This window comes from Amycolatopsis sp. NPDC024027, from assembly GCF_040638975.1.
Taxonomy (GTDB): domain Bacteria; phylum Actinomycetota; class Actinomycetes; order Mycobacteriales; family Pseudonocardiaceae; genus Amycolatopsis.
In genome coordinates this window covers 1-25,410 of the sequence record NZ_JBEZYY010000007.1, presented here as the reverse complement: position 1 = coordinate 25,410, position 25,410 = coordinate 1, and the positions used below count along the sequence as shown (strand labels likewise).

The window sequence follows — 25,410 nt, the reverse complement described above, 5'->3', positions numbered from 1 at the left end:
TTCACTGCATCGGAACGGGCTAGAGCGAGGTGCGGACGTTGCGGGTTTGCTCCGCGCGCGCGGCCAGCTCGGTGTCCGGGGGGTAGTCCACGCGCAGCAGCGTGAGGCCGTGGGCCGGGGCCACCGCGCTGTCCCGGATGCCGCTCTCCAGCACCTTCGACGGCCACGCGTCCGTGCGGCGGCCGTCGCCGACCAGGAGGAGCACGCCCACCAGGCTGCGGACCATCGAGTGGCAGAACGCGTCCGCCGAGACCCGGACCTCCAGCAGGTGCTCGTCCACCCGCGCCCATTCCAGGCGCTGCAGCTCACGGATCGTCGTGCCCGTCTCGCGCTGCTTGCAGTAGGCCGCGAAGTCGTGCAGGCCCAGCAGCTCCGCGGCGGCGGCGTTCATCGCGTCCGTCGACAGTGGACGGTTCCACGCCAGGGTGTCGTGGCGGCGCAACGGGTCCACGCCCCACGGCGCGTCCGAGACGCGGTAGCGGTAGTGACGGCGGATCGCCGAGAACCGCGCGTCGAAGCCCTCGGGAGCGACCCGGGCACCCAGCACCCGGACGTCACCCGGCAGCAGGCGGTTCCAGCGGCCCGCCATGCGCGTCAGGTCCGGGATGCCCTCGGCGGAGACCGGGACACGGCCGGAGGCGCCCGGAGCGAGCGGCACGACGTCGACGTGCACCACCTGGCCGGTCGCGTGCACCCCGGCGTCCGTACGGCCCGCCACGACGACGGACTTCGGCACCGCGGCTCCCGGTGGCTGCCGCTGCAGGGCCTCCTCCAGGACGCCCTGGACCGTCCGGCGGCCCGGCTGCCGGGCCCAGCCCGAGAAGTCCGTGCCGTCGTAAGAGACGTCCAGGCGCAGACGAACGAGCCCGCCCTCCCCGAAGGGAGTGGCGGGCTCGTCCGGTGTCGAAGCGGCCGTCAGGACGTCAGTCCTTCTTGGCGTCGGCGTCGGTCTCCTCCGAGGCGGGAGCCTCGGTGGTGTCCTCGGCCTTGGCCTCCTCGGCAGCGGGAGCCTCCTCGGCCGGAGCCTCGGTGGTGGTCTCCTCGGCAACCGGGGCGGCGGCCTTCTCGTCCTTGGCGAACTTCGTCTTGCGAGCGCGCTCGGCCTCGGACGTCACGGTCTTCTCGGCCACCAGTTCGATGACGGCCATGGCGGCGTTGTCGCCCTTGCGCGCCATCGTCTTGGTGATCCGGGTGTAGCCGCCCGCCCGCTCCGCGAAGTGCGGACCGATCTCGGCGAACAGCTTGTGCACGACGTCCTTGTCACGGACGACCTTCTGCACCTGACGGCGGTTGTGCAGGTCGCCCCGCTTCGCCTTCGTGATCAGCTTCTCGGCCAGCGGGCGGACCCGGCGGGCCTTCGCCTCGGTGGTCGTGATCTTGCCGTGCTCGAACAGCTGCGTGGCCAAGTTGGCCAGGATCAGCCGCTCGTGCGCGGACGACCCGCCGAGCCGGGCTCCCTTGGTAGGGGTGGGCATTGGTTCTCCTACTAGTTCAGCTCGCAGCGTCCAGGCACAGAGCCCTAGAGCTGCTCGGTCTCTGCGTAGTCCTGGCCATCGTCGTGGCCGTCCGAAATCCCGTCGGCGATGCCACCGACACCCTCCGACCAGCCTTCACCGTCGTAGCTGGCCGCAGCCGCGGTCGGGTCGAACCCGGGCGGGCTGTCCTTCAGCGCGAGGCCGAGGCCGACGAGCTTGAGCTTGACCTCGTCGATCGACTTGGCGCCGAAGTTGCGGATGTCGAGCAGGTCCGCCTCGCTGCGCGAGACGAGCTCGCCCACCGTGTGGATGCCTTCGCGCTTGAGGCAGTTGTACGACCGGACGGTGAGGTCCAGGTCCTCGATCGGCATCGCGTAGGCGGCGATGGTGTCCGCCTCCTGCGGCGACGGGCCGATCTCGATGCCCTCGGCGTCGACGTTCAGCTCGCGAGCGAGACCGAACAGCTCCACCAGCGTCTTGCCGGCCGACGCGACCGCGTCGCGCGGCGTGATCGACGGCTTGGTCTCGACGTCCAGGATCAGCTTGTCGAAGTCGGTGCGCTGCTCGACACGGGTGGCCTCGACCTTGTAGGTCACCTTGAGGACCGGCGAGTAGATCGAGTCGACCGGGATCCGGCCGATCTCCGCGCCCGCCTGCTTGTTCTGCAGGGCCGGAACGTAACCGCGGCCGCGCTCGACGACGAGCTCGATCTCGAGCTTGCCCTTGCCGTTCAGCGACGCGATGTGCAGATCCGGGTTGTGCACGGTGACACCCGCCGGCGGCACGATGTCGGCCGCCGTGACCTCACCGGGGCCCTGCTTGCGCAGGTACATGGTGACCGGCTCGTCCTCTTCCGAGGACACCACGAGCTCCTTGAGGTTCAGGATGATGTCGGTGACGTCTTCCTTCACCCCGGGAACGGTGGTGAACTCGTGCAGCACGCCGTCGATGCGGATGCTCGTCACGGCCGCGCCCGGGATGGACGACAGCAGCGTACGACGCAGCGAGTTGCCGAGCGTGTAGCCGAAGCCGGGCTCCAGCGGTTCGATGGTGAACCGGGAGCGGGTCTCGTTGACCGTCTCTTCGCCGAGAGCCGGCCGCTGGGAAATCAGCATTTCTTCCTAATTCCTTTCCAGACGACGCCCGCCATATGACGTCGAAGGGATGGCGCGGCGGCGGCGCACCTGTCGCGCCGCCGCCTTGTCCGACGAGGCCGGACTACTTCGAGTAGAGCTCGACGATCAGCTGTTCCTGAACCGGAACGTCGATCTGCGCACGCTCCGGGAGCTGGTGGACCAGCACGCGGAGGTTGGACTGGACGACCTGCAGCCACGCCGGGATCGGGCGGTCGCCGAAGGACTCCTTGGCCACGACGAAGGGCAGCATCGAGAACGACTTCGGCCGCACGTCGATGATGTCCCACTTGGTGACCTGGTACGACGGGACGTTGACCTTGACGCCGTTGACCAGGAAGTGGCCGTGGCTCACCAGCTGACGCGCCTGACGGCGGGTGCGGGCGATGCCGGCGCGGTAGATCACGTTGTCCAGGCGGGACTCGAGGATCTGGAGCAGGTTCTCACCGGTCTTGCCCGGACGCCGGACGGCTTCCTTGTAGTACCGGACGAACTGACGCTCGAGAACGCCGTAGGTGTAGCGAGCCTTCTGCTTCTCCTGCGACTGCAGGAGGTACTCGGACTCCTTGATGCGCCCGCGGCCGTGCTGGCCCGGCGGGTAGGGGCGACGCTCGAAAGCCTGGTCGCCGCCGATGAGGTCAACCTTGAGGCGACGCGAAATACGCGTCGCGGGGCCGGTGTAACGAGCCATTTCTTCTTACTCCTCCCCGTTCCTCAGACCCGGCGCCGCTTGGGCGGGCGGCAGCCGTTGTGAGGCTGCGGGGTCACGTCCTGGATGGTGCCGACCTCGAGGCCGGCCGCCTGCAGCGAGCGGATCGCCGTCTCGCGGCCCGAACCCGGGCCCTTCACGAAGACGTCGACCTTCTTCATGCCGTGCTCGGCGGCCTTGCGGGCAGCGTTCTCGGCGGCCATCTGCGCGGCGAACGGGGTGGACTTGCGGGAGCCCTTGAAGCCCACGTGCCCACTCGACGCCCACGCGATCACGGCACCGGTCGGGTCCGTGATCGAGACGATGGTGTTGTTGAAGGTGCTCTTGATGTGCGCGTGACCGTGCGCGACATTCTTCTTTTCCTTGCGGCGGACCTTCTTGGCCCCGGCCGCAGTACGAGACTTCGGTGGCATGTTGTGAGGGATCTCCTGTTAGCGCGCGTTCTCTTGGTGAGCGGCGACCGCTTCGGCCTGTCCGCGCCGGATGATCGAACCGGCGTCGGTGTACAGGTTGCGGAGCGCCATCGGGCGGGCGTAGAGCGCCTTGGGCGAGACACAAGCCGAGCCGCGGCGGTGAACGCCACCCATCTGCACGACCTTCTTGCCCTGGACGCTCACTTCTTGCCAGCCTTCTTCTTGCCGGCGACCGTCTTCTTCGGACCCTTGCGGGTACGGGCGTTGGTCTTCGTGCGCTGACCACGGACGGGAAGTCCGCGGCGCCAGCGAAGGCCCTCGTAGCACCCGATCTCGATCTTCCGACGGATGTCGGCGTTCACCTCGCGGCGAAGGTCACCCTCGACCTTGAAGTTCTCTTCGATGTACACACGCAGCTTCGCGAGGTCGTCATCGCTGAGGTCTTTGACGCGGGTGTCCGCGTTGAGCTCGGCAGCCTTGATGAGCTGCTTCGAGCGGGTACGGCCGATGCCGTAGATGTAGGTAAGCGCGATCTCCAACCGCTTTTCGCGGGGGAGGTCTACGCCAGCGAGTCGTGCCATTGGCGTTGATGCTCCTTCTTCGGTTTCATCTTCAGGTCTGCTCCCCGTCCGGTTCCGGGACCGACTCGCCTGTCGTGCCCTCGGCTTGCGCTTCGGGTGTCCCGGCCCCGGCCTGAAGCCCGGGGGTGAACCGGTTCACTCGCGTGAACCGGCAGGTGCGGGGAGGTTGTGTAGCCGTCAATCCACTCTGGTCGAGTGCTTGGTAATCAGCCCTGCCGCTGCTTGTGCCGCAGGTTCTCGCAGATCACCATGATCCGGCCGTGACGGCGGATCACCTTGCACTTGTCGCAGATCTTCTTGACGCTCGGCTGGACCTTCACGTCTTCTGCTCTCCTGTTAGCTGCTCTTCGTGATCACTTGTAGCGGTAGACGATGCGACCACGAGAGAGGTCGTAGGGCGAGAGCTCCACGACAACCCTGTCCTCGGGCAGGATGCGGATGTAGTGCTGCCGCATCTTGCCGCTGATGTGTGCCAGGACCTTGTGACCGTTCTCCAACTCGACGCGGAACATCGCGTTGGGGAGCGGCTCGACTACGCGGCCTTCGACCTCGATGGCCCCGTCTTTCTTCGCCATGTCCTCCGCATTTCCTTTGTCGACACTGTCTGTCGCTACAGTCTGTGACCAACCGGAGCACGAGTGCTGGTTGGGCGGTGCGTCGGCACACCGGTGCCCGAGTCCCAGTAGACCGTGAATTCACGAGCGCGCAGGATCCGGGCGCGATAAGTGCGCCGACTTGACAGTGTACGCAACCCGTGTCGCGACCCCCAAACCGGGGGTGACCATGCTAAAGGAACGTGCAGGTGGACGTGATCGCGATCACCGCTTGTGGGTGAACGTGCAGGTCAGGCGTCTTCCGGGGCGGTGAGCACCCAGGGGCCGTCTTCGGTGATCGCGACGGTGTGCTCCCAGTGGGCCGCGCGGGAGCCGTCGGCCGTGACGACCGTCCAGCCGTCGTCCAGCTCGCGGGTCTCGCCACCACCACCGGTCAGCATCGGCTCGATCGCGAGCGCCATGCCGGGCTTCAGCCGCGGGCCCTTGCCGGGTTTGCCGACGTTGGGCAGGAACGGGTCCATGTGCATCTCGCGGCCGATGCCGTGGCCGCCGTACTCGACGATCATCCCGTACTCGATGCCGTCGTCGCGGGCCGCGCGCTCGGCGGCGGACTGGACGGCGTAGGAGATGTCGGTGAGCCGGCCGCCGGCGCGGACCGCCTCGATCCCGGCCCACATCGCCGCCTCGGTCGCCGCGGACAGCGCGAGGTCGGCGTCGGAGACCTGGCCGATGGCCAGCGTCACGGCGGAGTCGCCGTGCCAGCCGTCGAGGATGGCACCGCAGTCGACGGAGATGATGTCGCCGTCGGCCAGCACCTGGGTCTTCGCCGGGATGCCGTGGACGATCTGCTCGTTCACCGACGCGCAGATCGACGCCGGGAAACCGTGGTAGCCCTTGAACGACGGCACCGCCCCGGCGTCCCGGATCGTCTGCTCGGCCAGCTCGTCGAGCTCGGCGGTGCTGACGCCCGGCTTCGCCGCGGCGCGGACCGCCGCGAGCGTGCGGGCGACGACGAGGCCCGCGGCCCGCATCGCCTGCAGCTCGTCCGGCGTCTTGACTTCGATCATGCGCCCACGGCGGAGCACTTGCAGAACACGCAATCCTCCGAGGTTCACGTGCGGTCGCGCAGCGCTTTCAGCACCCGGCCGGAGATCTCCTCGACACTGCCGACACCGTCGACGGTCACCAGGATGTCGGCGTAGTACTCCAGCAGCGGCGCGGTGTCCGACACGTAGATCTGCTGACGGCGGCGGATGACCTCTTCGGTGTCGTCCGCTCGGCCGCGTGACATGAGCCGCCCGACGACGACGTCCTCCGGGACCTGCAGCTGGATCACCGCGTCGAGCGAAACATCCGCGTCGCCCAGGATCTCGCCGAGGACCTCGGCCTGCTTGGTGTTGCGGGGGAAGCCGTCGAGCAGGAAGCCGGCCTTGGCGTCCGGCTCGGCGAGCCGCTCGCGGACCATTTCGTTGGTCACCGAGTCGGGCACGAGCTCACCCGAGTCCAGGTAGCGCTTCGCCTCCTGGCCGAGCGGGGTCTCCTGGCCGACGTGCGCGCGGAACAGGTCACCGGTGGAGATGTGCGGGACACGCAGCTGCTCGGACAGGGCCACCGCCTGCGTGCCCTTGCCCGCGCCGGGCGGGCCCACGAGAACCAGGCGCGTCACTTCAAGAACCCTTCGTAGTTGCGCTGCATCAGCTGGCTCTCGATCTGCTTCACGGTGTCGAGACCGACACCGACCATGATCAGCACAGCGGTGCCACCGAACGGGAAGTTCTGGTTGTTCCCGCTACCGGTCAACGACAGGAAGAAGTTCGGAAGGATCGCGATGATGCCCAGGTACAGCGAACCCGGCAGGGTGATCCGGCCGAGCACGAAGCTCAGGTACTCCGCCGTCGGGCGGCCCGGGCGGATGCCCGGGATGAAGCCGCCGAACTTCTTCATCTCTTCCGCACGCTCGTCCACGTTGAACGTGATCGTGATGTAGAAGTACGTGAAGAAGATGATCAGGGCGAAGTACAGCGCGATGTGCGCCCAGCTGGACTGGTTCACGATGTAGTTCTTGATGAAGACCTGCCAGCCGGAGTTGGCGTTCTGGTCGCCGACGAGGCGGCTGATCAGGTCCGGCAGGTACAGCAGGGACGACGCGAAGATGACCGGGATGACGCCGGCCTGGTTGACCTTGATCGGCAGGTAGGTCGACGTGCCGCCGTACATCCGGCGACCGACCATGCGCTTGGCGTACTGCACCGGGATCCGGCGCTGCCCCTGCTCGACGAAGATGACGCTGGCGATGATCACCAGGCCGAAGACGCAGACGATCGCCAGCCCCACGCCACCGGCGTTGCTGAGGATGTTGCCGCCCTCGACCGGGATGCGCGCCGCGATGTTCAGGAAGATCAGGACGGACATGCCGTTGCCGACACCGCGCTCGGTGATCAGCTCGCCCAGCCACATCATGACGGCGGTGCCCGCGGTCATCGTGATGACGATGATGGCCAGCGAGTAGACGCTGTTGTCCGGGATGATCGGCGACTGGCAGTCGGGGAAGAGCTGCTTGCGGTCCGCGAGCGCGACCACGCCGGTGGCCTGCAGGATCGCCAGGGCGATCGTCAGGTACCGGGTGTACTGGGTCAGCTTGCCCTGGCCGGACTGCCCTTCCTTCTTCAGCTCCTCGAACCGCGGGATGACCACGGTGAGCAGCTGGATGATGATGCTCGCCGTGATGTACGGCATGATGCCGGTCGAGAAGAGCGACAGCTGCAGCAGCGCACCACCGCTGAACAGGTTCAGCAGCTGGTAGACGCCCTCCTGCTGCGCCTGGGAGCTACAGGCCTGTACGGCACCGTACGAGATGCCGGGCGCCGGAATAGTCGCACCGATTCGGTAAACCGCGACGATGGCTAGCGTGAACAGGATCTTCTTGCGTAGATCCGGCGTCGCGAGAGCCGAGCGGAAGGCGCTGAGCACGCGGGGGACCTCCTCGGCGTCGTCGGCTGTCCTAACCGACGATCGGCTTGGCCGGCACGGGGCCGGCAGGAACACACAGCACTACTGGCACGCAAGCCAGGAACGCTTCGGGGCACACTCGTCCCGAAGCGTGTCGCCGACTCTAACAGCTTCACAGGGCGTGTCCGCAGTCCGTGTGCGTTTTCCGTACCAAGGTTGCTCCGGCGGGTTGATCCACATCGCCGTCTTGGCCGGATTCCTTGACAGAATGCGGCTCAGGCGTTCGACATCGCGAGCGCTCCGGCCAGGCCGACGAGGACCGCACCGGTGCCCCGATCGACGTTGCGCCGGGCCCGCCGGGAGAGCCTGATCGTCTTCACCGCGGCGCCGACGCCGACGTAAACCGAGCCGGCCAGGAACTCGGCCAGCAGGTAGCCCGCGCCCAGCAGCGCGAGCTGTCCCGGATATGGCCCGTGACCTGCGTCGATGAACTGCGGGACGAAGGCGGTGAAGATCAGGATCGCCTTCGGGTTGGTGAGGGCGACACCGAACTCTTTGCGGGTCACGCGCCACGCCGTCGTGGGGGTTTTCGGCAGCTCTTTCGGGGTGTTTTCGCCGCGGAAGGTGGACCAGAGCAGGCGGAGGCCGAGGTAGAGCAGGTAGGCGGCGCCGGCCCATTTGATGATCGTCAACGCGGTCTCGGACGCGGCCAGCAGCTGCCCCAGCCCGGCCGCGACAGCGGCGATCAACAGGGTGAAAGCGGCCAGCCGGCCGCCGAGCCCGGCGAGTCCGTGGCGAACACCGTGCGTCATGCCGTGGTGGAGACCGAGCAGGTTGTTCGCCCCGGGCGTAAGGGCGACGAGCACGGACGCCCCGAAGAAGACCCACACACCTCCACGGTAGCGGCGGTCAGGGCTGTTCGTCGTCCGGCGGCAGGACGGTGATGGCGACCCCGGACGGCGGCGTCGGGGTGTCGGCGTAGGCGAGCGCCGGATCGGCCCAGCCGGGCGGCTGCCGCCAGGGCAGGTACGCGACGACAGCGGCGGCCGCGGCCACGACGGTGCCGCCGATCAGCAGCCACAGGCCCGGCCCGGTGGCGACCGTGACCTCGACCTCGCTGGACCTGGCGGACCACCCGATCCCGCTCGTGCCGGCGGTGCTGACCACACCGGCGGCGAAGACAGCCCCCGCGGCGATCAGCCACCGGCCGAGCCGGTGGCCCGGGCGGCTGAAGGTGAGGAGCGCGGCGGCGACCAGGACGACGACGGCGAAGAGGAGCGGGACGCCGACCGGTGCACCGGCCTGGTCGGTGAGCTCCTGGCCCGGGACTTCGATGGTGTGGCCCCATGCGGTCTCGGTGATGAGCATCTGGGCGTCCAGGTACTGCTGGCCGGCGCCGAAGTGTTCACGGATCCGGAAGAGCGGGAGGAAGGCCCCGAGCAGGGTCATGACGGCCGCGACGACCGCGAGCACGGGCGGAGCGAACCGCAGGAGGGAAGCGGCGGCGGGAGCCGGCGGTTCGGCGGCAGGTTGGTCGGCGTGCGGCGGTGGCGGCTGGGTGCTGCCGGGCACGGCTCCCGGGAGCTGAGCGACGGGGTACGGCAGCTCGGCGGGGTGGAAGGGCGGTCCGGGCGGCGGAGACGCGGCACCCGGGAACGGCGAGGGCTGGGATGGGGGCGACACGTCGGCGGGCTGGAGTGCGGTCTGCGAGGGCACTTCGGGCCGCGGGGCCTCCGCCGGGAAACGCAGCGGCTCAGCCAGCGGCGGCACATCAGCGGGCTGGAAAGCCGCCTCCAGCCGCGGCGCCTCGGCAGGGAATCGCAGCGGCTCCGCCTTCGGCGGCACATCGGCAGGCCGCGGAACGCCAGGCGAGGGCGCATCGGGCCCCGAAGCCTCCGCCGGGAAACGCAGCGGCTCCCCCAGCGGCGGCACATCGGCAGGCCGCGGAACGCCAGGCGAGGGCGCATCGGGCCCCGAAGCCTCCGCCGGGAAACGCAGCGGCTCGGCCTGCGGCGCGCCTGCTCCCGGTTCAGGGCCGGCGGGCCGCGGTGCTTCGACCGGGAAGCTCAGCGGCGACTCGGCGCCGTCGGGCTGTGCTGCGGGCTCCTGCGACGGTCTGTCCACCCCTTGATCCTCCGTCCGGATTCCCTTCCCGGCAAGGAACCGCCGTCAGGAGCAGACGGCGAAGGCCCGCCTGGCAGAGCCAGACGGGCCTTCGAACGAGCAACCTCAGTTGGTGGTGGCGGAGCCACCGGCCGCTTCGAGCTTCTCCTTGGCCGAGCCGGAGAACGCGTCGGCGGTGATGTCCAGCTTGACGCCGTTCAGATCGCCGTTGCCGAGCACCTTCACCAGCTTGCCCTTGCGGACCAGACCGCTCTGCGCGAGCTCCTCGGCGCTGATCTTGCCGCCGTCCGGGAAGACGCGGGCGATGTCGCCCACGTTCACCGGCTGGTACTCGGTGCGGAAGCGGTTCTTGAAGCCGCGAAGCTTCGGGAGCCGCATCTGGATGGGCATCTGCCCACCCTCGAACCGGGCCGGCACGTTCTTCCGGGCCTTGGTGCCCTTCGTACCGCGACCGGCCGTCTTGCCCTTCGAACCTTCACCACGACCGACGCGCATCTTCTCGCGCTTGGCGCCCGGAGCCGGACGCAGGTGGTGGATCTTGATGGCCGTCATGCCTGGACCTCCTCGACCTCCACCAGGTGGCGGACGGTGTGGATCAGGCCGCGCACCTGGGGGGTGTCATCACGCACGACGCTCTGGCGGATCTTGCGCAGCCCGAGGGTGCGCAGCGACTCGCGGTGAGCGTGCTTCGTGCCGATCTTGCTCTTGACCTGGGTGACCTTGAGCTGAGCCATGTCAGACCCCCTGGCCCGCACGCTGGCGCAGCATCCGGGCCGGCGCGACGTCCTCGAGCGGGAGACCGCGGCGAGCCGCGACCTCTTCGGGACGCTGCAGACCCTTCAGGGCCGCCACGGTCGCGTGCACGATGTTGATCGCGTTGTCGGAGCCGAGCGACTTCGACAGCACGTCGTGGACACCCGCGCACTCCAGCACCGCACGCACCGGGCCACCGGCGATGACGCCGGTACCGGCGGAAGCCGGGCGGAGCAGGACGACACCAGCGGCTTCCTCACCCGTGATCGGGTGGGGGATGGTGCCGCCGACGCGCGGAACGCGGAAGAAGTTCTTCTTCGCTTCCTCGACGCCCTTGGCGATGGCCGCGGGAACTTCCTTGGCCTTGCCGTAGCCGACGCCGACCTGACCGTCGCCGTCGCCGACGACCACCAGGGCGGTGAAGCTGAAGCGACGACCACCCTTGACGACCTTGGCGACGCGGTTGATCGTCACGACCTTCTCGAGGTGCGGGGTCTTGTCCTGGCCGGCCCCGCCACGGCCGCTGTCGCGCCGGTCCCGGCCGCCACCGCGACGGTCATTGCGGTCGTTGCCGCCCTGCCCGCCGGGTCCGCCCTGTCCGCCGCCGAATTGCCGTGTACGTCCCGGCATCAGGCTTTCCTTCCGTTAACAAGCTTCTGCATCGTCAGAACTCCAGCCCCGCCTCACGGGCGGCGTCGGCGAGCGCGGCGATGCGGCCGTGGTAGGCGTTGCCCCCACGGTCGAACACCACAGCCGAGATCCCGGCGCTCTTGGCCCGCGCGGCGACGAGTTCCCCGACCTTGGCGGCCTTGGCCTTCTTGTCGCCGTCGACCGACCGGACGTCCGCCTCGAGGGTGGACGCCGACGCCAGCGTGTGGCCGGCGAGGTCGTCGATCACCTGCACGGCGATGTGCCGCGAGGACCGCTTGACGACCAGGCGCGGTCGCTGCTCGGTGCCCGAGACCTTCTTGCGGAGCCGGAAGTGCCGACGGGCCTTCGCGACGCGGCGGCGGGTCGAGATGTCCTTGCCCACCGGCTTGCGCTTCGTAGTCGTGTCGCTCATGATCACTTACCCGTCTTTCCGACCTTGCGGCGGATCTTCTCACCCTCGTAGCGCAGGCCCTTGCCCTTGTACGGGTCCGGGCGCCGCAGCTTGCGGATGACGGCCGAGATCTGGCCGACCTTCTGCTTGTCGATGCCCGAGACCGAGAACCGGGTGGGGGTCTCCACCTTGAAGGTGATGCCCTCCGGGGCCTCGATCTTGACCGGGTGCGAGTAGCCGAGGGCGAACTCGAGGTCCGAACCCTTGGCCTGCACGCGGTAACCCACGCCGTGGATTTCCATCTTCTTCTCGTAGCCGGCGGTGACGCCGACGACGAGGTTGTTCACCAGCGTACGGGTGAGCCCGTGCAGCGCCTTGCTGGTGCGCTCGTCATCCGGGCGCTTGACCAGCAGCGTGCCGTCCTCGTCGCGCTCGACGGTGATCGGCTCGGCGACGGTGTGCTCGAGGGTGCCCTTGGGCCCCTTGACCTTGATCTGCTGACCGTCGATGGTCACCTCGACCCCGGAAGGGACGGCGACCGGCAGCTTTCCGATGCGTGACATGCCTGTTCCCCTTCCCTTACCAGACGTAGGCGAGGACTTCGCCGCCCACGCTGTTGCGCTTGGCCTGCCGGTCCGTCTGCAGGCCACCGGACGTCGAGATGATCGCGATGCCCAGGCCGCCGAGCACGGACGGCAGTTCGGTCGATTTTGCGTAGATCCGCAGACCGGGCTTGGAGACGCGCCGGAGGCCGGCGATGCTCCGCTCACGGTTGGGGCCGTACTTGAGCTCGACGACGAGGTTCTTGTGCTTCTCGCCCGGCTCGTCGTGGTAACCCGCGATGTAGCCCTCACGCTTGAGGATCTCGGCGATGTTCGCCTTGAGCTTCGAGTGCGGGAGCTTGACCTCGTCGTGGTACGCCGAGTTCGCGTTACGCAGACGCGTCAAGAAGTCTGCGATGGGGTCGGTCATCGTCATGGTGACCTGTCAACCTTTCTCGCCTGGTTCCCCGCCCACCGGAGCGGGCGGGGCCTGTGGCGAAGTGGGAGTTAAAAAGAAGCTCTTACCAGCTGGACTTGCGGACGCCGGGCAGCTCGCCCGCGTGCGCCATCTCGCGAAGGCAGATCCGGCAGAGCCCGAACTTGCGGAACACGGCGTGCGGGCGGCCGCACCGCTGGCAGCGGGTGTAGGCGCGCACGGCGAACTTCGGCTTCTTCGAGGCCTTGTGGACCAGGGCTTTCTTGGCCATCGGCTCAGTTCTCCTTGAACGGGAAGCCGAGCTTGCGCAGCAGCGCCCGGCCCTCGTCGTCGTTCGTGGCGGTGGTGACGACGGTGACGTCCATGCCGCGCGGGCGGTCGATGGAGTCGGGGTCGATCTCGTGGAACATCGACTGCTCGTTGAGACCGAACGTGTAGTTGCCGTGGCCGTCGAACTGCTTCGGCGAAAGCCCGCGGAAGTCGCGGATACGCGGCAGCGCGATGGTCAGCAGCCGGTCGAGGAACTCCCACATCCGGTCGCCGCGCAGCGTGACGCGCGCGCCGATCGGCTGGCCTTCACGCAGCTTGAACTGCGCGATGGACTTGCGGGCCTTCCGGACCTCCGGCTTCTGGCCGGTGATCAGCGCGAGGTCCTTGACCGCGCCCTCGATCAGCTTGCTGTCGCGGGCGGCGTCGCCGACGCCCATGTTCACGACGACCTTCGTCACGCCCGGGATCTCGTGGACGTTGGCGAAGGAGAACTCAGCCTGCAGCTGGCCCTTGATTTCCTCGCGGTAGCGCACCTTGAGGCGCGGCGAGGTCTTCTCTGCGGTGGTCATCAGATGTCCTTACCGTTCCGGCGCGAGATCCGGACCTTCTTGCCGTCCTCGCCGATGCGGTAACCCACCCGGGCCGGCTTGCCGTCCGAGTCGACGACCATCACGTTCGAGACGTGGATGGGCGCCTCCTGCGTGACGATGCCGCCGGACTGCGCACCGCGCTGGGTCTGGCTGATCCGCGTGTGCTTCTTGATCCGGTTCACGCCCTCGACCAGCACGCGCTCGCGCTCGGGGTAAGCCTGGATGACCTTGCCCTTGGCGCCCTTGTCCTTGCCGGCGATGACGACGACCGTGTCGCCCTTCTTCACCTTCATCACAGCACCTCCGGCGCGAGCGAAATGATCTTCATGAACTTTCGGTCGCGCAGCTCGCGGCCCACCGGGCCGAAGATGCGGGTGCCGCGGGGCTCGTTGTCGTTCTTGATGAGCACGGCGGCGTTCTCGTCGAACCGGATGTAGGAACCGTCCGGACGACGGCGCTCCTTGACCGTGCGGACGATGACGGCCTTGACGACGTCGCCCTTCTTCACCCCGGCAGCCGGGATGGCGTCCTTCACGGTGGCGACGATGATGTCACCGATGCCGGCGTAGCGCCGCCCGGAGCCACCGAGAACGCGGATGCAGAGGATTTCCTTCGCACCCGTGTTGTCGGCTACCCGAAGCCGCGACTCCTGCTGGATCACGTCAACTCCTGTATGTCGCGCCGGTTCTCGCCCGCTTGTGAGGTTTCACAGTGGCGAGCCTTGCGGAACTAAAGACTCCGAAGAGCCCTGCTTACTTGGCCTTCTCCACGATCTGCACCAGGCGCCACCGCTTCGTCGCCGACAGCGGGCGGGTCTCCATCAGAAGGACCCGGTCACCCTCGCCCGCCTCGTTGTTCTCGTCGTGCACCTTCACCTTGGAGGTGGAGCGGACGACCTTCGAGTAACGGGGGTGCTTCTTGCGGTCCTCGAGCTCGACCACGATCGTCTTGTTCATCTTGTCCGAGACGACGTAGCCCTCGCGGACCTTGCGGTCGTTCCGGGCCGGCGTCTCGGTGGTGGGCTCGCTCATGCGGCACCTTCACTCTCGGCGTCGGGGGCAACGGACAGGCCGAGTTCGCGCTCGCGCATGACCGTGTAGATCCGCGCGATGTCCGTGCGGACGGTGCGCAGACGGCGGTTGTTGTCGAGCTGCCCGGTCGCCATCTGGAAGCGGAGGTTGAACAGCTCCTCCTTGTATTCCTTCAGACGCAGGACGAGCTCTTCCGCGGTGAGCTCACGCAGCTCCGATGCCTGTGCGGCACCTGCGTTAGCCATCAGAACTCACCACCTTCACGGGTCACGATGCGGCACTTCATGGGCAGCTTGTGGATCGCGCGGCGCAGCGCCTCGCGAGCCGTCTCCTCGTTCGGGAACGAGATCTCGAACATCACGCGGCCCGGCTTCACGTTGGCGATCCACCACTCGGGCGAACCCTTACCGGAACCCATCCGGGTCTCGGCCGGCTTCTTGGTCAGCGGGCGGTCCGGGTAGATGGTCGTCCACACCTTGCCACCACGCTTGATGTGACGGGTCATGGCGATACGAGCGGACTCGATCTGCCGGTTCGTCACGTAGCTGTGCTCAAGCGCCTGGATGCCGTACTCGCCGAAGCTGACCTTCGTGCCACCCTTGGCGGCGCCGTGGCGCTTCGGGGAGTGCTGCTTCCGGTGCTTGACCCTGCGCGGGATGAGCACGTCTCAGCCCTCCGTCTTTTCTGCGGTCTCGGTGGCCGGAGCCGCCGGGGCCTCGGTCGTGGCCGCAGCGGCGGCGCGACCGGCTTCGGTCGAGGTGGCGGTCGTGCCCGAGGCGCCGGAACGACGCGGACGGGACGGCCGGTCGCTGCGGTCACGGTCGCGACCACCGCGCGGCGCGCGCTCGGCGGCGTCGCGGGCTTCGCGGGCCTTCAGGCCACCGACGAGCTCACCCTTGTAGATCCACACCTTGACGCCGATGCGACCGAACGTCGTCTTGGCCTCGAAGAAGCCGTAGTCGATGTCGGCGCGCAGCGTGTGCAGCGGGACACGGCCATCGCGGTAGTGCTCGGAACGGGACATCTCGGCACCGCCGAGACGACCGCCGCACTGCACGCGGATGCCCTTGACCTGCGGCGAGCGCATGGAGGTCTGGATCGCCTTCCGCATCGCGCGGCGGAACGCCACGCGGTTGGAGAGCTGCTCCGCGACCGCCTGGGCGACCAGCTGGGCGTCGGCCTCGGGGTTCTTGACCTCGAGGATGTTCAGCTGGACCTGCTTCTTGGTCAGCTTCTCCAGCGCGCCGCGGATCCGGTCGGCCTCCGCACCGCGGCGGCCGATGACGATGCCCGGCCGGGCGGTGTGGATGTCCACGCGGACGCGGTCACGGGTGCGCTCGATCTCGACCTTGGAGATGCCGGCCCGCTCCATGCCCGTGGCGAGGAGCTTGCGGATCTTGACGTCCTCGGCCACGTACTCGGCGTACTGCTTGTCGGCGTACCAGCGCGACTTCCAGTCCGTGGTGATACCCAGGCGGAAACCGTGCGGGTTGATTTTCTGGCCCACTACCGGCCACCTGCCTTCTTCTTGCTCTGAGCCTTCTGCGCGACGGCCGGACGCGACTCCACCTCGACGGTGATGTGGCTGGTCCGCTTGCGGATCCGGTACGCGCGGCCCTGGGCCCGCGGACGGATGCGCTTGAGGGTGGGGCCCTCGTCGGCGTACGCGTTCTTGACCCAGAGCGTCTCCGGGTCCAGCTGAAGGTTGTTCTCGGCGTTGGCCACGGCGCTGGCGAGCACCTTCGCGACCGGCTCGCTGGCCGCCTGCGGGGCGAACCGGAGCACGGCCAAGGCGTCGGCGGCGCTACGTCCCTTGATGAGCTCGATCACCCGGCGCACCTTGGTGGGCGAGTCCCGGACGAAGCGAGCCCGCGCGTACGCCGTAGGCAGTTCAGCCTCGGTCGTCGCGTCGTTCTGGGCGTTCATCGCTACTTCCCTTGTCTCTTATCGTGCCCGCTCAGCGGCGGCGCGACTTGCGGTCGTCCTTGATGTGGCCCTTGAAGGTCCGCGTCGGGGCGAACTCGCCCAGCTTGTGACCCACCATCGCCTCGGTGACGAACACCGGGACGTGCTTGCGGCCGTCGTGCACCGCGATCGTGTGACCCAGGAAATCCGGGATGATCGTGGAGCGCCGCGACCAAGTCTTGATCACGGTCTTCTTGCCCGACTCGTTGAGAACGTCCACCTTCTTGAGCAGGTGGTCGTCCACGAAGGGGCCCTTTTTGAGGCTACGTGGCATGTTCTTCTACCTCCTGCTCAGCGCTTGTTCTTGCCGGTACGGCGACGGCGGACGATCATCGCGTCGGATGCCTTGCGGCGACGCGTACGACCCTCGGGCTTACCGTTCGGGTTGACCGGGTGGCGACCACCGGAGGTCTTACCCTCACCACCACCGTGCGGGTGGTCGACCGGGTTCATGACGACACCACGGACCGTGGGGCGCTTGCCGCGCCAGCGGTTGCGGCCGGCCTTGCCCCAGTTGATGTTGGCGTGCTCGGAGTTGCCGACCTCGCCGACCGTGGCGCGGTTGCGCACGTCCACGTTGCGGATCTCACCCGAGGGGAGACGCAGCTGGGCGTACGGACCGTCCTTGGCGACGAGCTGCACCTTCGCGCCCGCGGACCGCGCCATCTTCGCGCCGCCACCGGGGCGGAGCTCGATCGCGTGGATCACGGTGCCGACCGGGATGTTGCGCAGCGGCAGGTTGTTGCCCGGCTTGATGTCGGCCCGGGGGCCGTTCTCGACGGTGTCGCCCTGCTTCAGCTTCTCCGGCGCGATGATGTAGCGCTTCTCGCCGTCGGCGTAGTGCAGCAGCGCGATGCGAGCGGACCGGTTGGGGTCGTACTCGATGTGCGCGACCTTGGCGGGGATGCCGTCCTTGTCGTTGCGACGGAAGTCGATCAGGCGGTAAGCGCGCTTGTGGCCGCCACCCTTGTGCCGGGTGGTGATCTTGCCGGACGAGTTACGCCCACCGGTGCCGCTCAGCGGACGCAGCAGCGACTTCTCGGGAGTCGAGCGGGTGATCTCGGCGAAGTCCGAGACGCTCGAACCGCGACGACCCGGGGTCGTCGGCTTGTACTTGCGGATGCCCATTGTCAGCTCAGTCCTTTACGCGGTGGGTCCGCCGAAGATCTCGATCGCCTTGCTCTCGGGCGAAAGAGTCACGATGGCGCGCTTGGTGTCCTTGCGCTTGCCGAAGCCTGCGCGAGTCCGCTTCCGCTTGCCCTGGCGGTTGGCCGTGTTGACACTGACCACCTTGACGCCGAACACCTTCTCGACCGCGATCTTGATCTGGGTCTTGTTGGCGTCCGGGCGGACGATGAACGTGTACTTGTGGTCCTCGAGCAGCCCGTAGGACTTCTCGGAGATGACCGGCGCGAGCAGGATGTCGCGGGGGTCCGGAATGGCGACCGAACTCACTTCTCGTCACTCCCTTCCGTGACCTCGCCCGACCGCGCGGAAGCCTTGACGGTCTTACCGCGGACGGGGCCGGCGACGAACGCGTCGTACGCGGCCTTGGTGAACACGACGTCGTCGTTGACCAGCACGTCGTAGGTGTTGAGCTGGTCGGCCCAGAGGATGTGCACCTCGGGCAGGTTCCGCAGGGAAACCCAGCTCAGCTCGTCGTCCCGGTGCAGCACCACGAGCACGCGCTTCGCCAGCGTCACCGCGGCGAGGGCGGCCTTGGCGGCCTTGGTGTTCGGCTTCTCACCGGTCACCAGCTCGGTGACGACGTGCAGCTGGCCGGCGCGGGCCCGGTCGGAGAGAGCGCCACGCAGGGCGGCGGCCTTCATCTTCTTCGGGGTGCGCTGCGAGTAGTCACGCGGCGTGGGGCCGTGGACGACGCCACCGCCGACGAACTGCGGCGCGCGGGTCGAACCCTGGCGGGCACGGCCGGTGCCCTTCTGGCGGTACGGCTTCTTGCCGCCACCGCGAACTTCGCCACGGGTCTTCGTGTCGTGCGTGCCCTGGCGAGCGGCGGCCTGCTGGGCCACCACGACCTGGTGCATCAGCGCGACATTGGCCTGCACGTCGAAGATCTCCTCGGGGAGGTCCACGGTGCCGTCGGCTTTACCGGCCGGGGTCTTCAGCTCGACGCTTGTCATTCGGAGTTACCACCCTTCGCGGCGCTGCGAACGAACAGCACGCCGCCCTTGGGACCGGGCACGGCGCCCTTGATCAGCAGCAGGCCGTCGTCGGCACGCACGGCGTGCACGGTCAGGTTCTGCGTGGTGACCCGGTCGTTGCCCATCCGGCCCGCCATGCGCAGGCCCTTGAAGACGCGGCCGGGGGTGGCGCAGCCACCGATGGAACCCGGCTTGCGGTGCACGGCCTGGGCACCGTGGCTCGCGCCCTGGCCCTTGAAACCGTGGCGCTTCATGACGCCCGCGTAGCCCTTGCCCTTGCTGGTCCCGGTCACGTCGACCTCGACGCCGGCGGCGAACACCTCGGCGGTGATCTCCTGGCCGACCTCGTAGGTCTCGGCGTCGGTGGTGCGCAGCTCGGCGAGGAACCGGCGCGGCGTCACGCCCGCCTTGTCGAAGTGGCCGGTGCGCGGCTTGTTCACCTTGCGCGGGTCGACCGCGCCGAACGCCAGCTGCACGGCCGTGTAGCCGTCCTTGTCCTGGGTCCGAACCTGGGTGACCACGTTCGGACCGGCCTTCACGACGGTGACCGGGACAACCCGGTTCTGTTCGTCGAAGACCTGGGTCATGCCGAGCTTGGTGCCCAGGATGCCCTTCATCTGCCTGTCAGACATGAGTCTCTTACTCTCCGCCGCTCGCCCGCCGCTACTACTGGATGTTGACGTCGACGCTCGCCGGCAGGTCGATGCGCATGAGCGCGTCGACCGTCTTCGGCGTCGGGTCGAGGATGTCGATCAGACGCTTGTGCGTGCGCATCTCGAAGTGCTCGCGCGAGTCCTTGTACTTGTGCGGCGAGCGGATGACGCAGTAAACGTTCTTCTCGGTGGGCAGCGGCACCGGCCCGACAACACGGGCGCCGGTGCGCGTGACCGTCTCCACGATCTTGCGCGCCGAGGTGTCGATCGCCTCGTGGTCGTAGGCCTTGAGCCGGATGCGGATCTTCTGTCCCGCCATGGTGGCTGCTCGTTCCTTGTCGTCTCGTGCCGCTATCTCACAAACCCCGCTGGGTGTTGCCACCCTGAGCCTGGGTTTCCGCAGTTCAACGGCCCTGTCCCCGGTCCACGCGGTCGGGCGTGTCGCGCCCGACGCACAGACGGATCCCGCGGGATCGTCGTCTTGCCTGGTCTTCCTCAACGTGAGGAGGCGCTGAGCCGGCACCGCTTTTGCAAGCACTGCCCGTCTCACTGCCTTTGCCCGCTCGCCTCACCCGAAGGAAAGAGCTCCGCGGACCGTGGCCACTCGCACCGGAGCGGCCGGATCCCCAAAGGGATCGGCCGCCCCAGGACGAGCAACCTGAATAGTGTCGCACACGTGATTTGACGCCCCGAACCCGGGGGTGTATCAGCCCCGGGTGGGGCGCCTAAATCACTTGTTGATCTTGGTGACCTGGCCCGCGCCGACGGTGCGGCCACCCTCGCGGATGGCGAAGCGCAGACCCTCGTCCATCGCGACCGGCTGGATCAGCGCGACCGTGATGTCGGTGTTGTCGCCCGGCATGACCATCTCGGTGCCCTCGGGGAGGGTCACGACGCCGGTCACGTCGGTGGTGCGGAAGTAGAACTGCGGGCGGTAGTTGTTGAAGAACGGGGTGTGACGGCCACCCTCGTCCTTCGACAGGATGTAGACCCGGCCCTCGAAGTCGGTGTGCGGGGTGGTGGTGCCCGGCTTCACGACGACCTGGCCGCGCTCGACGTCCTCGCGCTTGATGCCGCGGACCAGCAGGCCGACGTTGTCGCCCGCCTGGCCCGAGTCGAGCAGCTTGCGGAACATCTCGACACCGGTGACAGTCGTCTTGGTCGACTTCTCCTTGATGCCGACGATCTCGACCTCTTCGTTGACGTTGATCTGGCCGCGCTCGACGCGACCGGTCACCACGGTGCCACGACCGGTGATGGTGAAGACGTCCTCGATCGGCATCAGGAACGGCTTGTCGAGCTCACGCACCGGGTCCGGCACGTTGTTGTCGACGGCGCTCATCAGCTCGAGAACGGCCTCGGACCACTTCTCGTCACCCTCGAGGGCCTTCAGGCCGGAAACGCGCACGACCGGCGCGTCGTCGCCCGGGAACTCCTGCGAGGACAGCAGCTCGCGGACCTCCAGCTCGACGAGCTCGAGGATCTCCTCGTCGTCGACCATGTCGGCCTTGTTCAGCGCGACCACGATGTAGGGCACGCCGACCTGGCGGGCGAGCAGCACGTGCTCACGGGTCTGCGGCATCGGGCCGTCGGTGGCGGCCACGACCAGGATCGCACCGTCCATCTGGGCGGCACCGGTGATCATGTTCTTGATGTAGTCCGCGTGACCGGGGGCGTCCACGTGCGCGTAGTGACGCTTCTCGGTCTGGTACTCGACGTGCGAGATGTTGATCGTGATGCCGCGCTGCTTCTCTTCCGGCGCGTTGTCGATCTGGTCGAACGCCCGCGACTCGTTCAGCTCCGGGTACTTGTCGTGCAGCACCTTGGTGATGGCCGCGGTCAGAGTCGTCTTGCCGTGGTCAACGTGACCGATGGTGCCGATGTTGACGTGCGGCTTGGTCCGCTCGAATTTCGCCTTCGCCACTGGAATGTCCTCCTGGACTGATTTCGCTTTGTGCTCGTGGGGCGGCGTGGCTGCCGCCCCACGATTGTTCCTTCGTCGGTGCTGCGGACGTTCAGGAGAGTCCCTTAATGCCCGCGAGCGCTGGGGGGATTACTCCCCCGTCGCCTTCGCGATGATTTCCTTCGCGACGTTCGCGGGAACCTCGGCGTAGGAGTCGAACAACATGGAGTAGTTCGCCCGGCCCTGGGTGCGGGACCGCAGGTCGCCGACGTAGCCGAACATCTCCGACAGCGGGACCAGCGCCTTCACGACGCGGATGCCCGCCCGCTCCTCCATGGCCTGGATCTGACCACGACGGGAGTTGAGGTCACCGATGACGTCACCCATGTAGTCCTCGGGCGTGGTCACCTCGACCGCCATCATCGGCTCCAGGATCACCGGGCCGGCCTTCTTCGCGGCTTCCTTCATCGCCATGGAACCGGCGATCTTGAACGCCATCTCCGAAGAGTCGACCTCGTGGTAGGCACCATCCAACAGGGTGAACTTCAACCCGACGAGCGGGTAGCCGGCCAGGACGCCGTACTGCATCGCGTCCTGCGCGCCCGCGTCCACCGACGGGATGTACTCCCGCGGCACGCGACCACCGGTCACCTTGTTGTCGAACTCGTAGAGCGCGCCGTCGGTGCGCTCGAGCGGCTCCAGCTTCACGATGACCTTCGCGAACTGGCCGGAACCACCGGTCTGCTTCTTGTGGACGTAGTCGAGCTTGTCGACCGTCTTCTTGATCGTCTCACGGTAGGCGACCTGCGGCTTACCGATGTTCGCCTCGACCTTGTAGTCGGACTTCATCCGGTTCACCAGCACCTCGAGGTGCAGCTCGCCCATGCCCGCGATGATCGTCTGGCCGGTGTCCTCGTCCAGCTTGACCTGGAACGTCGGGTCCTCTTCGGCCAGCTTCTGGATCGCCAGGGACAGCTTCTCCTGGTCGGCCTTCGTCTTCGGTTCGATCGCGACCCGGATGACCGGCTCGGGGAACGTCATCGACTCCAGCACGATCGGGTTCTGCGGGTCCGCCAGGGTGTCACCCGTGGTGGTGTCCTTCAGCCCGATGACCGCGTAGATGTGGCCGACCTGGGCGTCGTCGACCGGGTTCTCCTTGTTGGAGTGCATCTGGAAGATCTTCCCGATGCGCTCCTTGCGCTCCTTGGTCGCGTTGATGACCTGCGCGCCGGCGGCGACCTTGCCCGAGTACACCCGGATGTAGGTCAGCTTGCCGAAGAACGGGTGCGCGGCGATCTTGAACGCGAGCGCGGCGAACGGCTCGTCGACCGACGCCTTGCGGGAGGCCACGGTCTCGCCGTCGGGCAGCAGGCCCTCGACGGCCGGGACGTCCAGCGGGGTCGGCAGGTAGTCGATGACCGCGTCGAGCATGGGCTGCACGCCCTTGTTCTTGAACGCGGAACCGGCCAGCACCGGGAAGACCTGGCTGGTGATGGTGAGCTTCCGGATGCCGGCCTTGATCTCGGCCTCCGTCAGCTCCTCACCCTCGAGGAACTTCTCCATCAGCGCGTCGTCCGCCTCGGCGACGGTCTCGACGAGCTTCTCGCGGTACTCCGCGGCCTTCTCGGCCAGGTCGGCCGGGATGTCCTCGACCGAGTAGTCCTCGCCCTTCTGGACCTCGCCGCGCCAGGTCAGCGCCTTCATGCGGACCAGGTCGACGACGCCTTCGAAGTCGTTCTCGGCGCCGATCGGCAGCTGGATGACCAGCGGGCGCACGCCGAGGCGGTCCACGATGGTCTTCACGGTGTAGTAGAAGTCCGCACCCAGCTTGTCCATCTTGTTGACGAAGCAGATGCGCGGGACGTCGTACTTGTCCGCCTGCCGCCAGACCTGCTCGGACTGCGGCTCGACGCCTTCCTTGCCGTCGAAGACGGCGACCGCACCGTCGAGCACCCGGAGGTTGCGCTCCACCTCGACGGTGAAGTCGACGTGGCCCGGGGTGTCGATGATGTTGATCTGGTGGTCGTCCCAGAAGGTGGTGGTGGCAGCCGAGGTGATGGTGATACCCCGCTTCTGCTCCTCCTCCATCCAGTCCATGGTGGCGGCGCCGTCGTGGACTTCACCGATCTTGTAGTTGACCCCGGTGTAGAACAGGATCCGCTCGGTGGTGGTCGTCTTGCCGGCGTCGATGTGGGCCATGATGCCGATGTTGCGGACCTTGTTCAGGTCGGTCAGCACTTCACGTGCCACGAGAGTGTTCCCCTGTTCTCAAGCTTGGGGCCCGGCATGGCTTGGTCGACAGCCGGGCGGTCATCACCAGCGGTAGTGCGCGAAGGCCCGGTTGGACTCGGCCATCTTGTGCGTGTCCTCGCGACGCTTCACCGAGGCACCGAGGCCGTTGGAAGCGTCCAGGAGCTCGTTCTGCAGGCGCTCGATCATCGTCTTCTCGCGGCGGGCCTGCGAGAAGGAGACCAGCCAGCGCAGCGCCAGCGTCGTGGAGCGGCCCGGCTTGACCTCGATCGGCACCTGGTAGGTGGCACCACCGACGCGGCGGCTCTTCACCTCGATGGTGGGCTTCACGTTGTCGAGGGCGCGCTTCAGCGTGACGACCGGGTCGGTGCCGGTCTTCTCGCGAGCGCCTTCGAGCGCGCCGTACACGATGCGCTCGGCCAGGGACCGCTTCCCGTCCTTCAGCACCTTGTTCACCAGCTGGGTGACCAGCGGGGAGGCGTAGACGGGGTCGGAGATCAGCGGCCGCTTGGGGGCCGGACCCTTGCGGGGCATTAGCTCTTCTCCTTCTTCGCGCCGTACCGGCTGCGCGCCTGCTTGCGGTTCTTGACACCCTGCGTGTCGAGCGAACCGCGGATGATCTTGTAACGGACACCCGGAAGGTCCTTCACACGACCACCACGCACGAGCACCATCGAGTGCTCCTGCAGGTTGTGGCCCTCACCGGGGATGTAGGCGGTGACCTCGATGCCGCTGGTCAGCTTCACACGCGCGACCTTGCGAAGCGCCGAGTTCGGCTTCTTGGGGGTCGTGGTGTACACGCGAGTGCACACGCCACGCCGCTGCGGGCTCCCCTTGAGGGCCGCGGTCTTCTGCTTGGCAGCCTTGTCCTGGCGGCCCTTGCGGACCAGCTGCTGGATCGTGGGCAATGGACCAGCTTCCTGTCGTGATCTGCTTCTTCGTGTCTTCACCGGCCCCCGCGGTCGGGCGTGTCGGCCCGCGTCACGGTCTCGCGACCGGTAACTTCCCGGAGGGATTTCCGTCGGAACCCCGACCTGCCGAAGCCGGTGACCGGGTGCCTGAGCACCCCGTCCATGCGCACGGCACGCGGAGCGGCCCGACGCATGCCGGGCACGGTCTCCAAAGATACCCGCCCGGGTCCGGGAGGAACGCGGCGGGGGGTCTGTAGGTCGGCGAACCTCCAGCGTACCTCTCAACGCCCCTGGGCTGCGGGACATTCCACGCCTCGGGTCGCGGGGCGCTCAGGCTCGCGGCGCGACGGGCGGTTCGGCGAGCGTGCGGCTGTCGACAGGGGTGCGCGGGTGCCAGGGCTGGGCGGCGCCGGAGCAGATTACTCGGCACGGGGCGGCCGGCTCGGTGGCACGTGCTGGGGTTAAGCGGGTGGCTGACCCCGGCGCCGGTGCTGGCGGTGGGCGGGTGGCGGCTGGTCGGGTGGCGGCTGGGCGGGTGCCGGCTTCCGCGGCGTGCAGTCGCCGACGGGGCGCGCGGGTGCCGGCGCTGCGCAACGCCGGAGCGGCGGCTCCCCTGGCGCGGCCACCGACGGCCGCGGGCGCTGCGCGGGCAGCGAGGCGGCTTCCCCGGCGTGCGGCCCCCCTCGCGATGCGCGGGTGCCAGGACCTGGCTGGTGGGCGAGGCCTCGCGGCTCGCCGATCGGTGAGCCGGTGCTCCGGGCAGCTTCACCAACTGGAGTCGCGTCGCAAGTCTTTTGACCTTCGGGGTGGCTGGAACGGCTCGCTCCCCGAAACCGGCCCGGTCAGTGGGGATTTCCGGCCGCGGTGCCGCAGTGAATGACTCCTTGGGTTTTAACGTCGGGGGCGGTTGGGGCGACCCTGGTTGATCATGCAGGCAGCCCTTGGTTGATCCTTCTTCTTGTCT

The 25,410-nt window shown here is 67.8% G+C and carries 39 protein-coding genes; all 39 read right to left on the bottom strand.

Going from position 1 to position 25,410, the window contains the following annotated elements; all coding sequences use genetic code 11:
- Window positions 1–19: 19 nt before the first annotated feature.
- The 39 genes from truA to rpsL all read right to left on the bottom strand — a co-directional run bounded on the left by truA (window position 20) and on the right by rpsL (window position 24,443).
- Entirely contained in the window at window positions 20–850 is an 831-nt protein-coding gene (gene truA / locus AB0F52_RS18865; RefSeq protein ID WP_360173181.1) for a tRNA pseudouridine(38-40) synthase TruA, read from the bottom strand.
- A 73-nt stretch (window positions 851–923) separates the two neighbouring features.
- Window positions 924–1,475 carry a 50S ribosomal protein L17 gene (gene rplQ, locus AB0F52_RS18860; protein ID WP_360172124.1) on the bottom strand — a complete coding sequence of 184 codons (552 nt, stop codon included), beginning with the start codon at window positions 1,473–1,475 and terminating at the stop codon, window positions 924–926.
- A 44-nt stretch (window positions 1,476–1,519) separates the two neighbouring features.
- Window positions 1,520–2,590, bottom strand: coding sequence for a DNA-directed RNA polymerase subunit alpha (locus tag AB0F52_RS18855; RefSeq protein WP_004558887.1), 1,071 nt, complete (start codon window positions 2,588–2,590; stop codon window positions 1,520–1,522).
- A gap of 103 nt (window positions 2,591–2,693) precedes the next feature.
- Window positions 2,694–3,299: a 30S ribosomal protein S4 gene (gene rpsD, locus AB0F52_RS18850; RefSeq protein WP_013222624.1), complete on the bottom strand. Its 606-nt coding sequence runs from the start codon at window positions 3,297–3,299 to the stop codon at window positions 2,694–2,696.
- A gap of 23 nt (window positions 3,300–3,322) precedes the next feature.
- Window positions 3,323–3,730 (bottom strand): 30S ribosomal protein S11, encoded by a 408-nt coding sequence (gene rpsK, locus AB0F52_RS18845; RefSeq protein ID WP_004558885.1) that lies wholly within the window; start codon window positions 3,728–3,730, stop codon window positions 3,323–3,325.
- Between the two features lie 18 nt (window positions 3,731–3,748).
- The gene (locus AB0F52_RS18840; RefSeq protein ID WP_004558884.1) at window positions 3,749–3,934 is read right to left on the bottom strand and encodes a hypothetical protein; all 186 of its coding nucleotides are present in this window, start codon (window positions 3,932–3,934) and stop codon (window positions 3,749–3,751) included.
- Complete coding sequence (rpsM, locus tag AB0F52_RS18835) at window positions 3,931–4,311, bottom strand: 30S ribosomal protein S13 (protein ID WP_034285908.1); 381 nt, start codon at window positions 4,309–4,311, stop codon at window positions 3,931–3,933. The genes AB0F52_RS18840 and rpsM overlap by 4 nt, the downstream gene beginning before the upstream one ends.
- 206 nt (window positions 4,312–4,517) lie before the next feature.
- Entirely contained in the window at window positions 4,518–4,631 is a 114-nt protein-coding gene (gene rpmJ / locus AB0F52_RS18830) for a 50S ribosomal protein L36 (RefSeq protein ID WP_004558882.1), read from the bottom strand.
- A gap of 33 nt (window positions 4,632–4,664) precedes the next feature.
- Entirely contained in the window at window positions 4,665–4,886 is a 222-nt protein-coding gene (infA, locus tag AB0F52_RS18825) for a translation initiation factor IF-1 (RefSeq protein WP_004558881.1), read from the bottom strand.
- 269 nt (window positions 4,887–5,155) lie between these two features.
- A complete protein-coding gene (map, locus tag AB0F52_RS18820) occupies window positions 5,156–5,932 on the bottom strand; it encodes a type I methionyl aminopeptidase (RefSeq protein WP_360172117.1) in 777 nt (258 codons plus the stop codon).
- 44 nt (window positions 5,933–5,976) lie between these two features.
- On the bottom strand, window positions 5,977–6,531 hold the full coding sequence (locus AB0F52_RS18815; RefSeq protein ID WP_103342420.1) for an adenylate kinase: 555 nt from the start codon (window positions 6,529–6,531) through the stop codon (window positions 5,977–5,979).
- Window positions 6,528–7,835, bottom strand: a complete 1,308-nt coding sequence (gene secY, locus AB0F52_RS18810) for a preprotein translocase subunit SecY (RefSeq protein WP_360172114.1) — start codon at window positions 7,833–7,835, stop codon at window positions 6,528–6,530. Before secY ends, AB0F52_RS18815 begins: the two co-directional genes overlap by 4 nt.
- 254 nt (window positions 7,836–8,089) lie before the next feature.
- The gene (locus AB0F52_RS18805; protein WP_360172111.1) at window positions 8,090–8,704 is read right to left on the bottom strand and encodes a LysE family translocator; all 615 of its coding nucleotides are present in this window, start codon (window positions 8,702–8,704) and stop codon (window positions 8,090–8,092) included.
- Between the two features lie 19 nt (window positions 8,705–8,723).
- Window positions 8,724–9,584, bottom strand: a complete 861-nt coding sequence (locus AB0F52_RS18800; RefSeq protein ID WP_360172108.1) for a hypothetical protein — start codon at window positions 9,582–9,584, stop codon at window positions 8,724–8,726.
- Window positions 9,585–10,043: 459 nt separating this feature from the next.
- Window positions 10,044–10,490, bottom strand: coding sequence for a 50S ribosomal protein L15 (gene rplO, locus AB0F52_RS18795; RefSeq protein ID WP_360172105.1), 447 nt, complete (start codon window positions 10,488–10,490; stop codon window positions 10,044–10,046).
- A complete protein-coding gene (rpmD, locus tag AB0F52_RS18790) occupies window positions 10,487–10,672 on the bottom strand; it encodes a 50S ribosomal protein L30 (protein WP_013222615.1) in 186 nt (61 codons plus the stop codon). The genes rplO and rpmD overlap by 4 nt, the downstream gene beginning before the upstream one ends.
- Window position 10,673: 1 nt before the next feature.
- Window positions 10,674–11,321, bottom strand: coding sequence for a 30S ribosomal protein S5 (gene rpsE / locus AB0F52_RS18785; RefSeq protein WP_103342416.1), 648 nt, complete (start codon window positions 11,319–11,321; stop codon window positions 10,674–10,676).
- A 34-nt stretch (window positions 11,322–11,355) separates the two neighbouring features.
- A complete protein-coding gene (gene rplR, locus AB0F52_RS18780; protein ID WP_360172100.1) occupies window positions 11,356–11,754 on the bottom strand; it encodes a 50S ribosomal protein L18 in 399 nt (132 codons plus the stop codon).
- A 2-nt stretch (window positions 11,755–11,756) separates the two neighbouring features.
- On the bottom strand, window positions 11,757–12,296 hold the full coding sequence (rplF, locus tag AB0F52_RS18775; RefSeq protein WP_013222612.1) for a 50S ribosomal protein L6: 540 nt from the start codon (window positions 12,294–12,296) through the stop codon (window positions 11,757–11,759).
- A 16-nt stretch (window positions 12,297–12,312) separates the two neighbouring features.
- Window positions 12,313–12,711 carry a 30S ribosomal protein S8 gene (gene rpsH / locus AB0F52_RS18770; RefSeq protein WP_103342413.1) on the bottom strand — a complete coding sequence of 133 codons (399 nt, stop codon included), beginning with the start codon at window positions 12,709–12,711 and terminating at the stop codon, window positions 12,313–12,315.
- 85 nt (window positions 12,712–12,796) lie between these two features.
- Entirely contained in the window at window positions 12,797–12,982 is a 186-nt protein-coding gene (locus AB0F52_RS18765; protein ID WP_285988108.1) for a type Z 30S ribosomal protein S14, read from the bottom strand.
- 4 nt (window positions 12,983–12,986) lie between these two features.
- A complete protein-coding gene (gene rplE, locus AB0F52_RS18760) occupies window positions 12,987–13,550 on the bottom strand; it encodes a 50S ribosomal protein L5 (RefSeq protein ID WP_103342412.1) in 564 nt (187 codons plus the stop codon).
- Window positions 13,550–13,864, bottom strand: coding sequence for a 50S ribosomal protein L24 (gene rplX / locus AB0F52_RS18755; RefSeq protein ID WP_013222610.1), 315 nt, complete (start codon window positions 13,862–13,864; stop codon window positions 13,550–13,552). The genes rplE and rplX overlap by 1 nt, the downstream gene beginning before the upstream one ends.
- Complete coding sequence (gene rplN / locus AB0F52_RS18750; protein WP_004558867.1) at window positions 13,864–14,232, bottom strand: 50S ribosomal protein L14; 369 nt, start codon at window positions 14,230–14,232, stop codon at window positions 13,864–13,866. Before rplN ends, rplX begins: the two co-directional genes overlap by 1 nt.
- Window positions 14,233–14,323: 91 nt before the next feature.
- Complete coding sequence (rpsQ, locus tag AB0F52_RS18745) at window positions 14,324–14,602, bottom strand: 30S ribosomal protein S17 (protein WP_103342411.1); 279 nt, start codon at window positions 14,600–14,602, stop codon at window positions 14,324–14,326.
- Window positions 14,599–14,847 carry a 50S ribosomal protein L29 gene (gene rpmC, locus AB0F52_RS18740; protein WP_013222608.1) on the bottom strand — a complete coding sequence of 83 codons (249 nt, stop codon included), beginning with the start codon at window positions 14,845–14,847 and terminating at the stop codon, window positions 14,599–14,601. Before rpmC ends, rpsQ begins: the two co-directional genes overlap by 4 nt.
- Window positions 14,847–15,266 carry a 50S ribosomal protein L16 gene (rplP, locus tag AB0F52_RS18735; protein WP_004558864.1) on the bottom strand — a complete coding sequence of 140 codons (420 nt, stop codon included), beginning with the start codon at window positions 15,264–15,266 and terminating at the stop codon, window positions 14,847–14,849. Before rplP ends, rpmC begins: the two co-directional genes overlap by 1 nt.
- A 3-nt stretch (window positions 15,267–15,269) precedes the next feature.
- Complete coding sequence (gene rpsC / locus AB0F52_RS18730) at window positions 15,270–16,109, bottom strand: 30S ribosomal protein S3 (protein WP_013222607.1); 840 nt, start codon at window positions 16,107–16,109, stop codon at window positions 15,270–15,272.
- Window positions 16,109–16,528 (bottom strand): 50S ribosomal protein L22, encoded by a 420-nt coding sequence (gene rplV / locus AB0F52_RS18725; protein ID WP_013222606.1) that lies wholly within the window; start codon window positions 16,526–16,528, stop codon window positions 16,109–16,111. The genes rpsC and rplV overlap by 1 nt, the downstream gene beginning before the upstream one ends.
- A gap of 31 nt (window positions 16,529–16,559) precedes the next feature.
- Window positions 16,560–16,841, bottom strand: a complete 282-nt coding sequence (gene rpsS, locus AB0F52_RS18720) for a 30S ribosomal protein S19 (protein WP_026468892.1) — start codon at window positions 16,839–16,841, stop codon at window positions 16,560–16,562.
- 17 nt (window positions 16,842–16,858) lie between these two features.
- A complete protein-coding gene (gene rplB, locus AB0F52_RS18715) occupies window positions 16,859–17,695 on the bottom strand; it encodes a 50S ribosomal protein L2 (protein WP_020643204.1) in 837 nt (278 codons plus the stop codon).
- Between the two features lie 15 nt (window positions 17,696–17,710).
- Window positions 17,711–18,022: a 50S ribosomal protein L23 gene (gene rplW / locus AB0F52_RS18710; RefSeq protein WP_003102087.1), complete on the bottom strand. Its 312-nt coding sequence runs from the start codon at window positions 18,020–18,022 to the stop codon at window positions 17,711–17,713.
- On the bottom strand, window positions 18,019–18,708 hold the full coding sequence (rplD, locus tag AB0F52_RS18705; protein WP_103342410.1) for a 50S ribosomal protein L4: 690 nt from the start codon (window positions 18,706–18,708) through the stop codon (window positions 18,019–18,021). The genes rplW and rplD overlap by 4 nt, the downstream gene beginning before the upstream one ends.
- Window positions 18,705–19,361 carry a 50S ribosomal protein L3 gene (rplC, locus tag AB0F52_RS18700; protein WP_013222604.1) on the bottom strand — a complete coding sequence of 219 codons (657 nt, stop codon included), beginning with the start codon at window positions 19,359–19,361 and terminating at the stop codon, window positions 18,705–18,707. The genes rplD and rplC overlap by 4 nt, the downstream gene beginning before the upstream one ends.
- 34 nt (window positions 19,362–19,395) lie before the next feature.
- On the bottom strand, window positions 19,396–19,701 hold the full coding sequence (gene rpsJ, locus AB0F52_RS18695) for a 30S ribosomal protein S10 (RefSeq protein WP_003102098.1): 306 nt from the start codon (window positions 19,699–19,701) through the stop codon (window positions 19,396–19,398).
- Between the two features lie 411 nt (window positions 19,702–20,112).
- On the bottom strand, window positions 20,113–21,306 hold the full coding sequence (gene tuf, locus AB0F52_RS18690; RefSeq protein WP_360172085.1) for an elongation factor Tu: 1,194 nt from the start codon (window positions 21,304–21,306) through the stop codon (window positions 20,113–20,115).
- Window positions 21,307–21,435: 129 nt separating this feature from the next.
- On the bottom strand, window positions 21,436–23,535 hold the full coding sequence (fusA, locus tag AB0F52_RS18685) for an elongation factor G (RefSeq protein WP_360172082.1): 2,100 nt from the start codon (window positions 23,533–23,535) through the stop codon (window positions 21,436–21,438).
- 63 nt (window positions 23,536–23,598) lie between these two features.
- Window positions 23,599–24,069, bottom strand: coding sequence for a 30S ribosomal protein S7 (gene rpsG / locus AB0F52_RS18680; RefSeq protein ID WP_003102106.1), 471 nt, complete (start codon window positions 24,067–24,069; stop codon window positions 23,599–23,601).
- Entirely contained in the window at window positions 24,069–24,443 is a 375-nt protein-coding gene (rpsL, locus tag AB0F52_RS18675; RefSeq protein WP_003102113.1) for a 30S ribosomal protein S12, read from the bottom strand. Before rpsL ends, rpsG begins: the two co-directional genes overlap by 1 nt.
- Window positions 24,444–25,410: the final 967 nt, after the last annotated feature.

Bases quoted from the DNA above. Each gene is read 5' to 3' on its own strand.
- rplQ (WP_360172124.1), bottom strand. From the start codon at position 1,475: ATGCCCACCCCTACCAAGGGAGCCCGGCTCGGCGGGTCGTCCGCGCAC.
- AB0F52_RS18855 (WP_004558887.1), bottom strand. From the start codon at position 2,590: ATGCTGATTTCCCAGCGGCCGGCTCTCGGCGAAGAGACGGTCAACGAG.
- rpsD (WP_013222624.1), bottom strand. From the start codon at position 3,299: ATGGCTCGTTACACCGGCCCCGCGACGCGTATTTCGCGTCGCCTCAAG.
- rpsK (WP_004558885.1), bottom strand. From the start codon at position 3,730: ATGCCACCGAAGTCTCGTACTGCGGCCGGGGCCAAGAAGGTCCGCCGC.
- rpsM (WP_034285908.1), bottom strand. From the start codon at position 4,311: ATGGCACGACTCGCTGGCGTAGACCTCCCCCGCGAAAAGCGGTTGGAG.
- infA (WP_004558881.1), bottom strand. From the start codon at position 4,886: ATGGCGAAGAAAGACGGGGCCATCGAGGTCGAAGGCCGCGTAGTCGAG.
- map (WP_360172117.1), bottom strand. From the start codon at position 5,932: ATGATCGAAGTCAAGACGCCGGACGAGCTGCAGGCGATGCGGGCCGCG.
- rplO (WP_360172105.1), bottom strand. From the start codon at position 10,490: ATGACGGCCATCAAGATCCACCACCTGCGTCCGGCTCCGGGCGCCAAG.
- rpmD (WP_013222615.1), bottom strand. From the start codon at position 10,672: ATGGCTCAGCTCAAGGTCACCCAGGTCAAGAGCAAGATCGGCACGAAG.
- rpsE (WP_103342416.1), bottom strand. From the start codon at position 11,321: ATGCCGGGACGTACACGGCAATTCGGCGGCGGACAGGGCGGACCCGGC.
- rplR (WP_360172100.1), bottom strand. From the start codon at position 11,754: ATGAGCGACACGACTACGAAGCGCAAGCCGGTGGGCAAGGACATCTCG.
- rplF (WP_013222612.1), bottom strand. From the start codon at position 12,296: ATGTCACGCATCGGAAAGCTGCCGGTCGCCGTCCCTTCCGGGGTCGAG.
- rpsH (WP_103342413.1), bottom strand. From the start codon at position 12,711: ATGACGATGACCGACCCCATCGCAGACTTCTTGACGCGTCTGCGTAAC.
- AB0F52_RS18765 (WP_285988108.1), bottom strand. From the start codon at position 12,982: ATGGCCAAGAAAGCCCTGGTCCACAAGGCCTCGAAGAAGCCGAAGTTC.
- rplE (WP_103342412.1), bottom strand. From the start codon at position 13,550: ATGACCACCGCAGAGAAGACCTCGCCGCGCCTCAAGGTGCGCTACCGC.
- rplX (WP_013222610.1), bottom strand. From the start codon at position 13,864: ATGAAGGTGAAGAAGGGCGACACGGTCGTCGTCATCGCCGGCAAGGAC.
- rpsQ (WP_103342411.1), bottom strand. From the start codon at position 14,602: ATGAGCGAGCCCACCACCGAGACGCCGGCCCGGAACGACCGCAAGGTC.
- rpmC (WP_013222608.1), bottom strand. From the start codon at position 14,847: ATGGCTAACGCAGGTGCCGCACAGGCATCGGAGCTGCGTGAGCTCACC.
- rplV (WP_013222606.1), bottom strand. From the start codon at position 16,528: ATGAACGCCCAGAACGACGCGACGACCGAGGCTGAACTGCCTACGGCG.
- rpsS (WP_026468892.1), bottom strand. From the start codon at position 16,841: ATGCCACGTAGCCTCAAAAAGGGCCCCTTCGTGGACGACCACCTGCTC.
- rplB (WP_020643204.1), bottom strand. From the start codon at position 17,695: ATGGGCATCCGCAAGTACAAGCCGACGACCCCGGGTCGTCGCGGTTCG.
- rplD (WP_103342410.1), bottom strand. From the start codon at position 18,708: ATGACAAGCGTCGAGCTGAAGACCCCGGCCGGTAAAGCCGACGGCACC.
- rplC (WP_013222604.1), bottom strand. From the start codon at position 19,361: ATGTCTGACAGGCAGATGAAGGGCATCCTGGGCACCAAGCTCGGCATG.
- rpsJ (WP_003102098.1), bottom strand. From the start codon at position 19,701: ATGGCGGGACAGAAGATCCGCATCCGGCTCAAGGCCTACGACCACGAG.
- rpsG (WP_003102106.1), bottom strand. From the start codon at position 24,069: ATGCCCCGCAAGGGTCCGGCCCCCAAGCGGCCGCTGATCTCCGACCCC.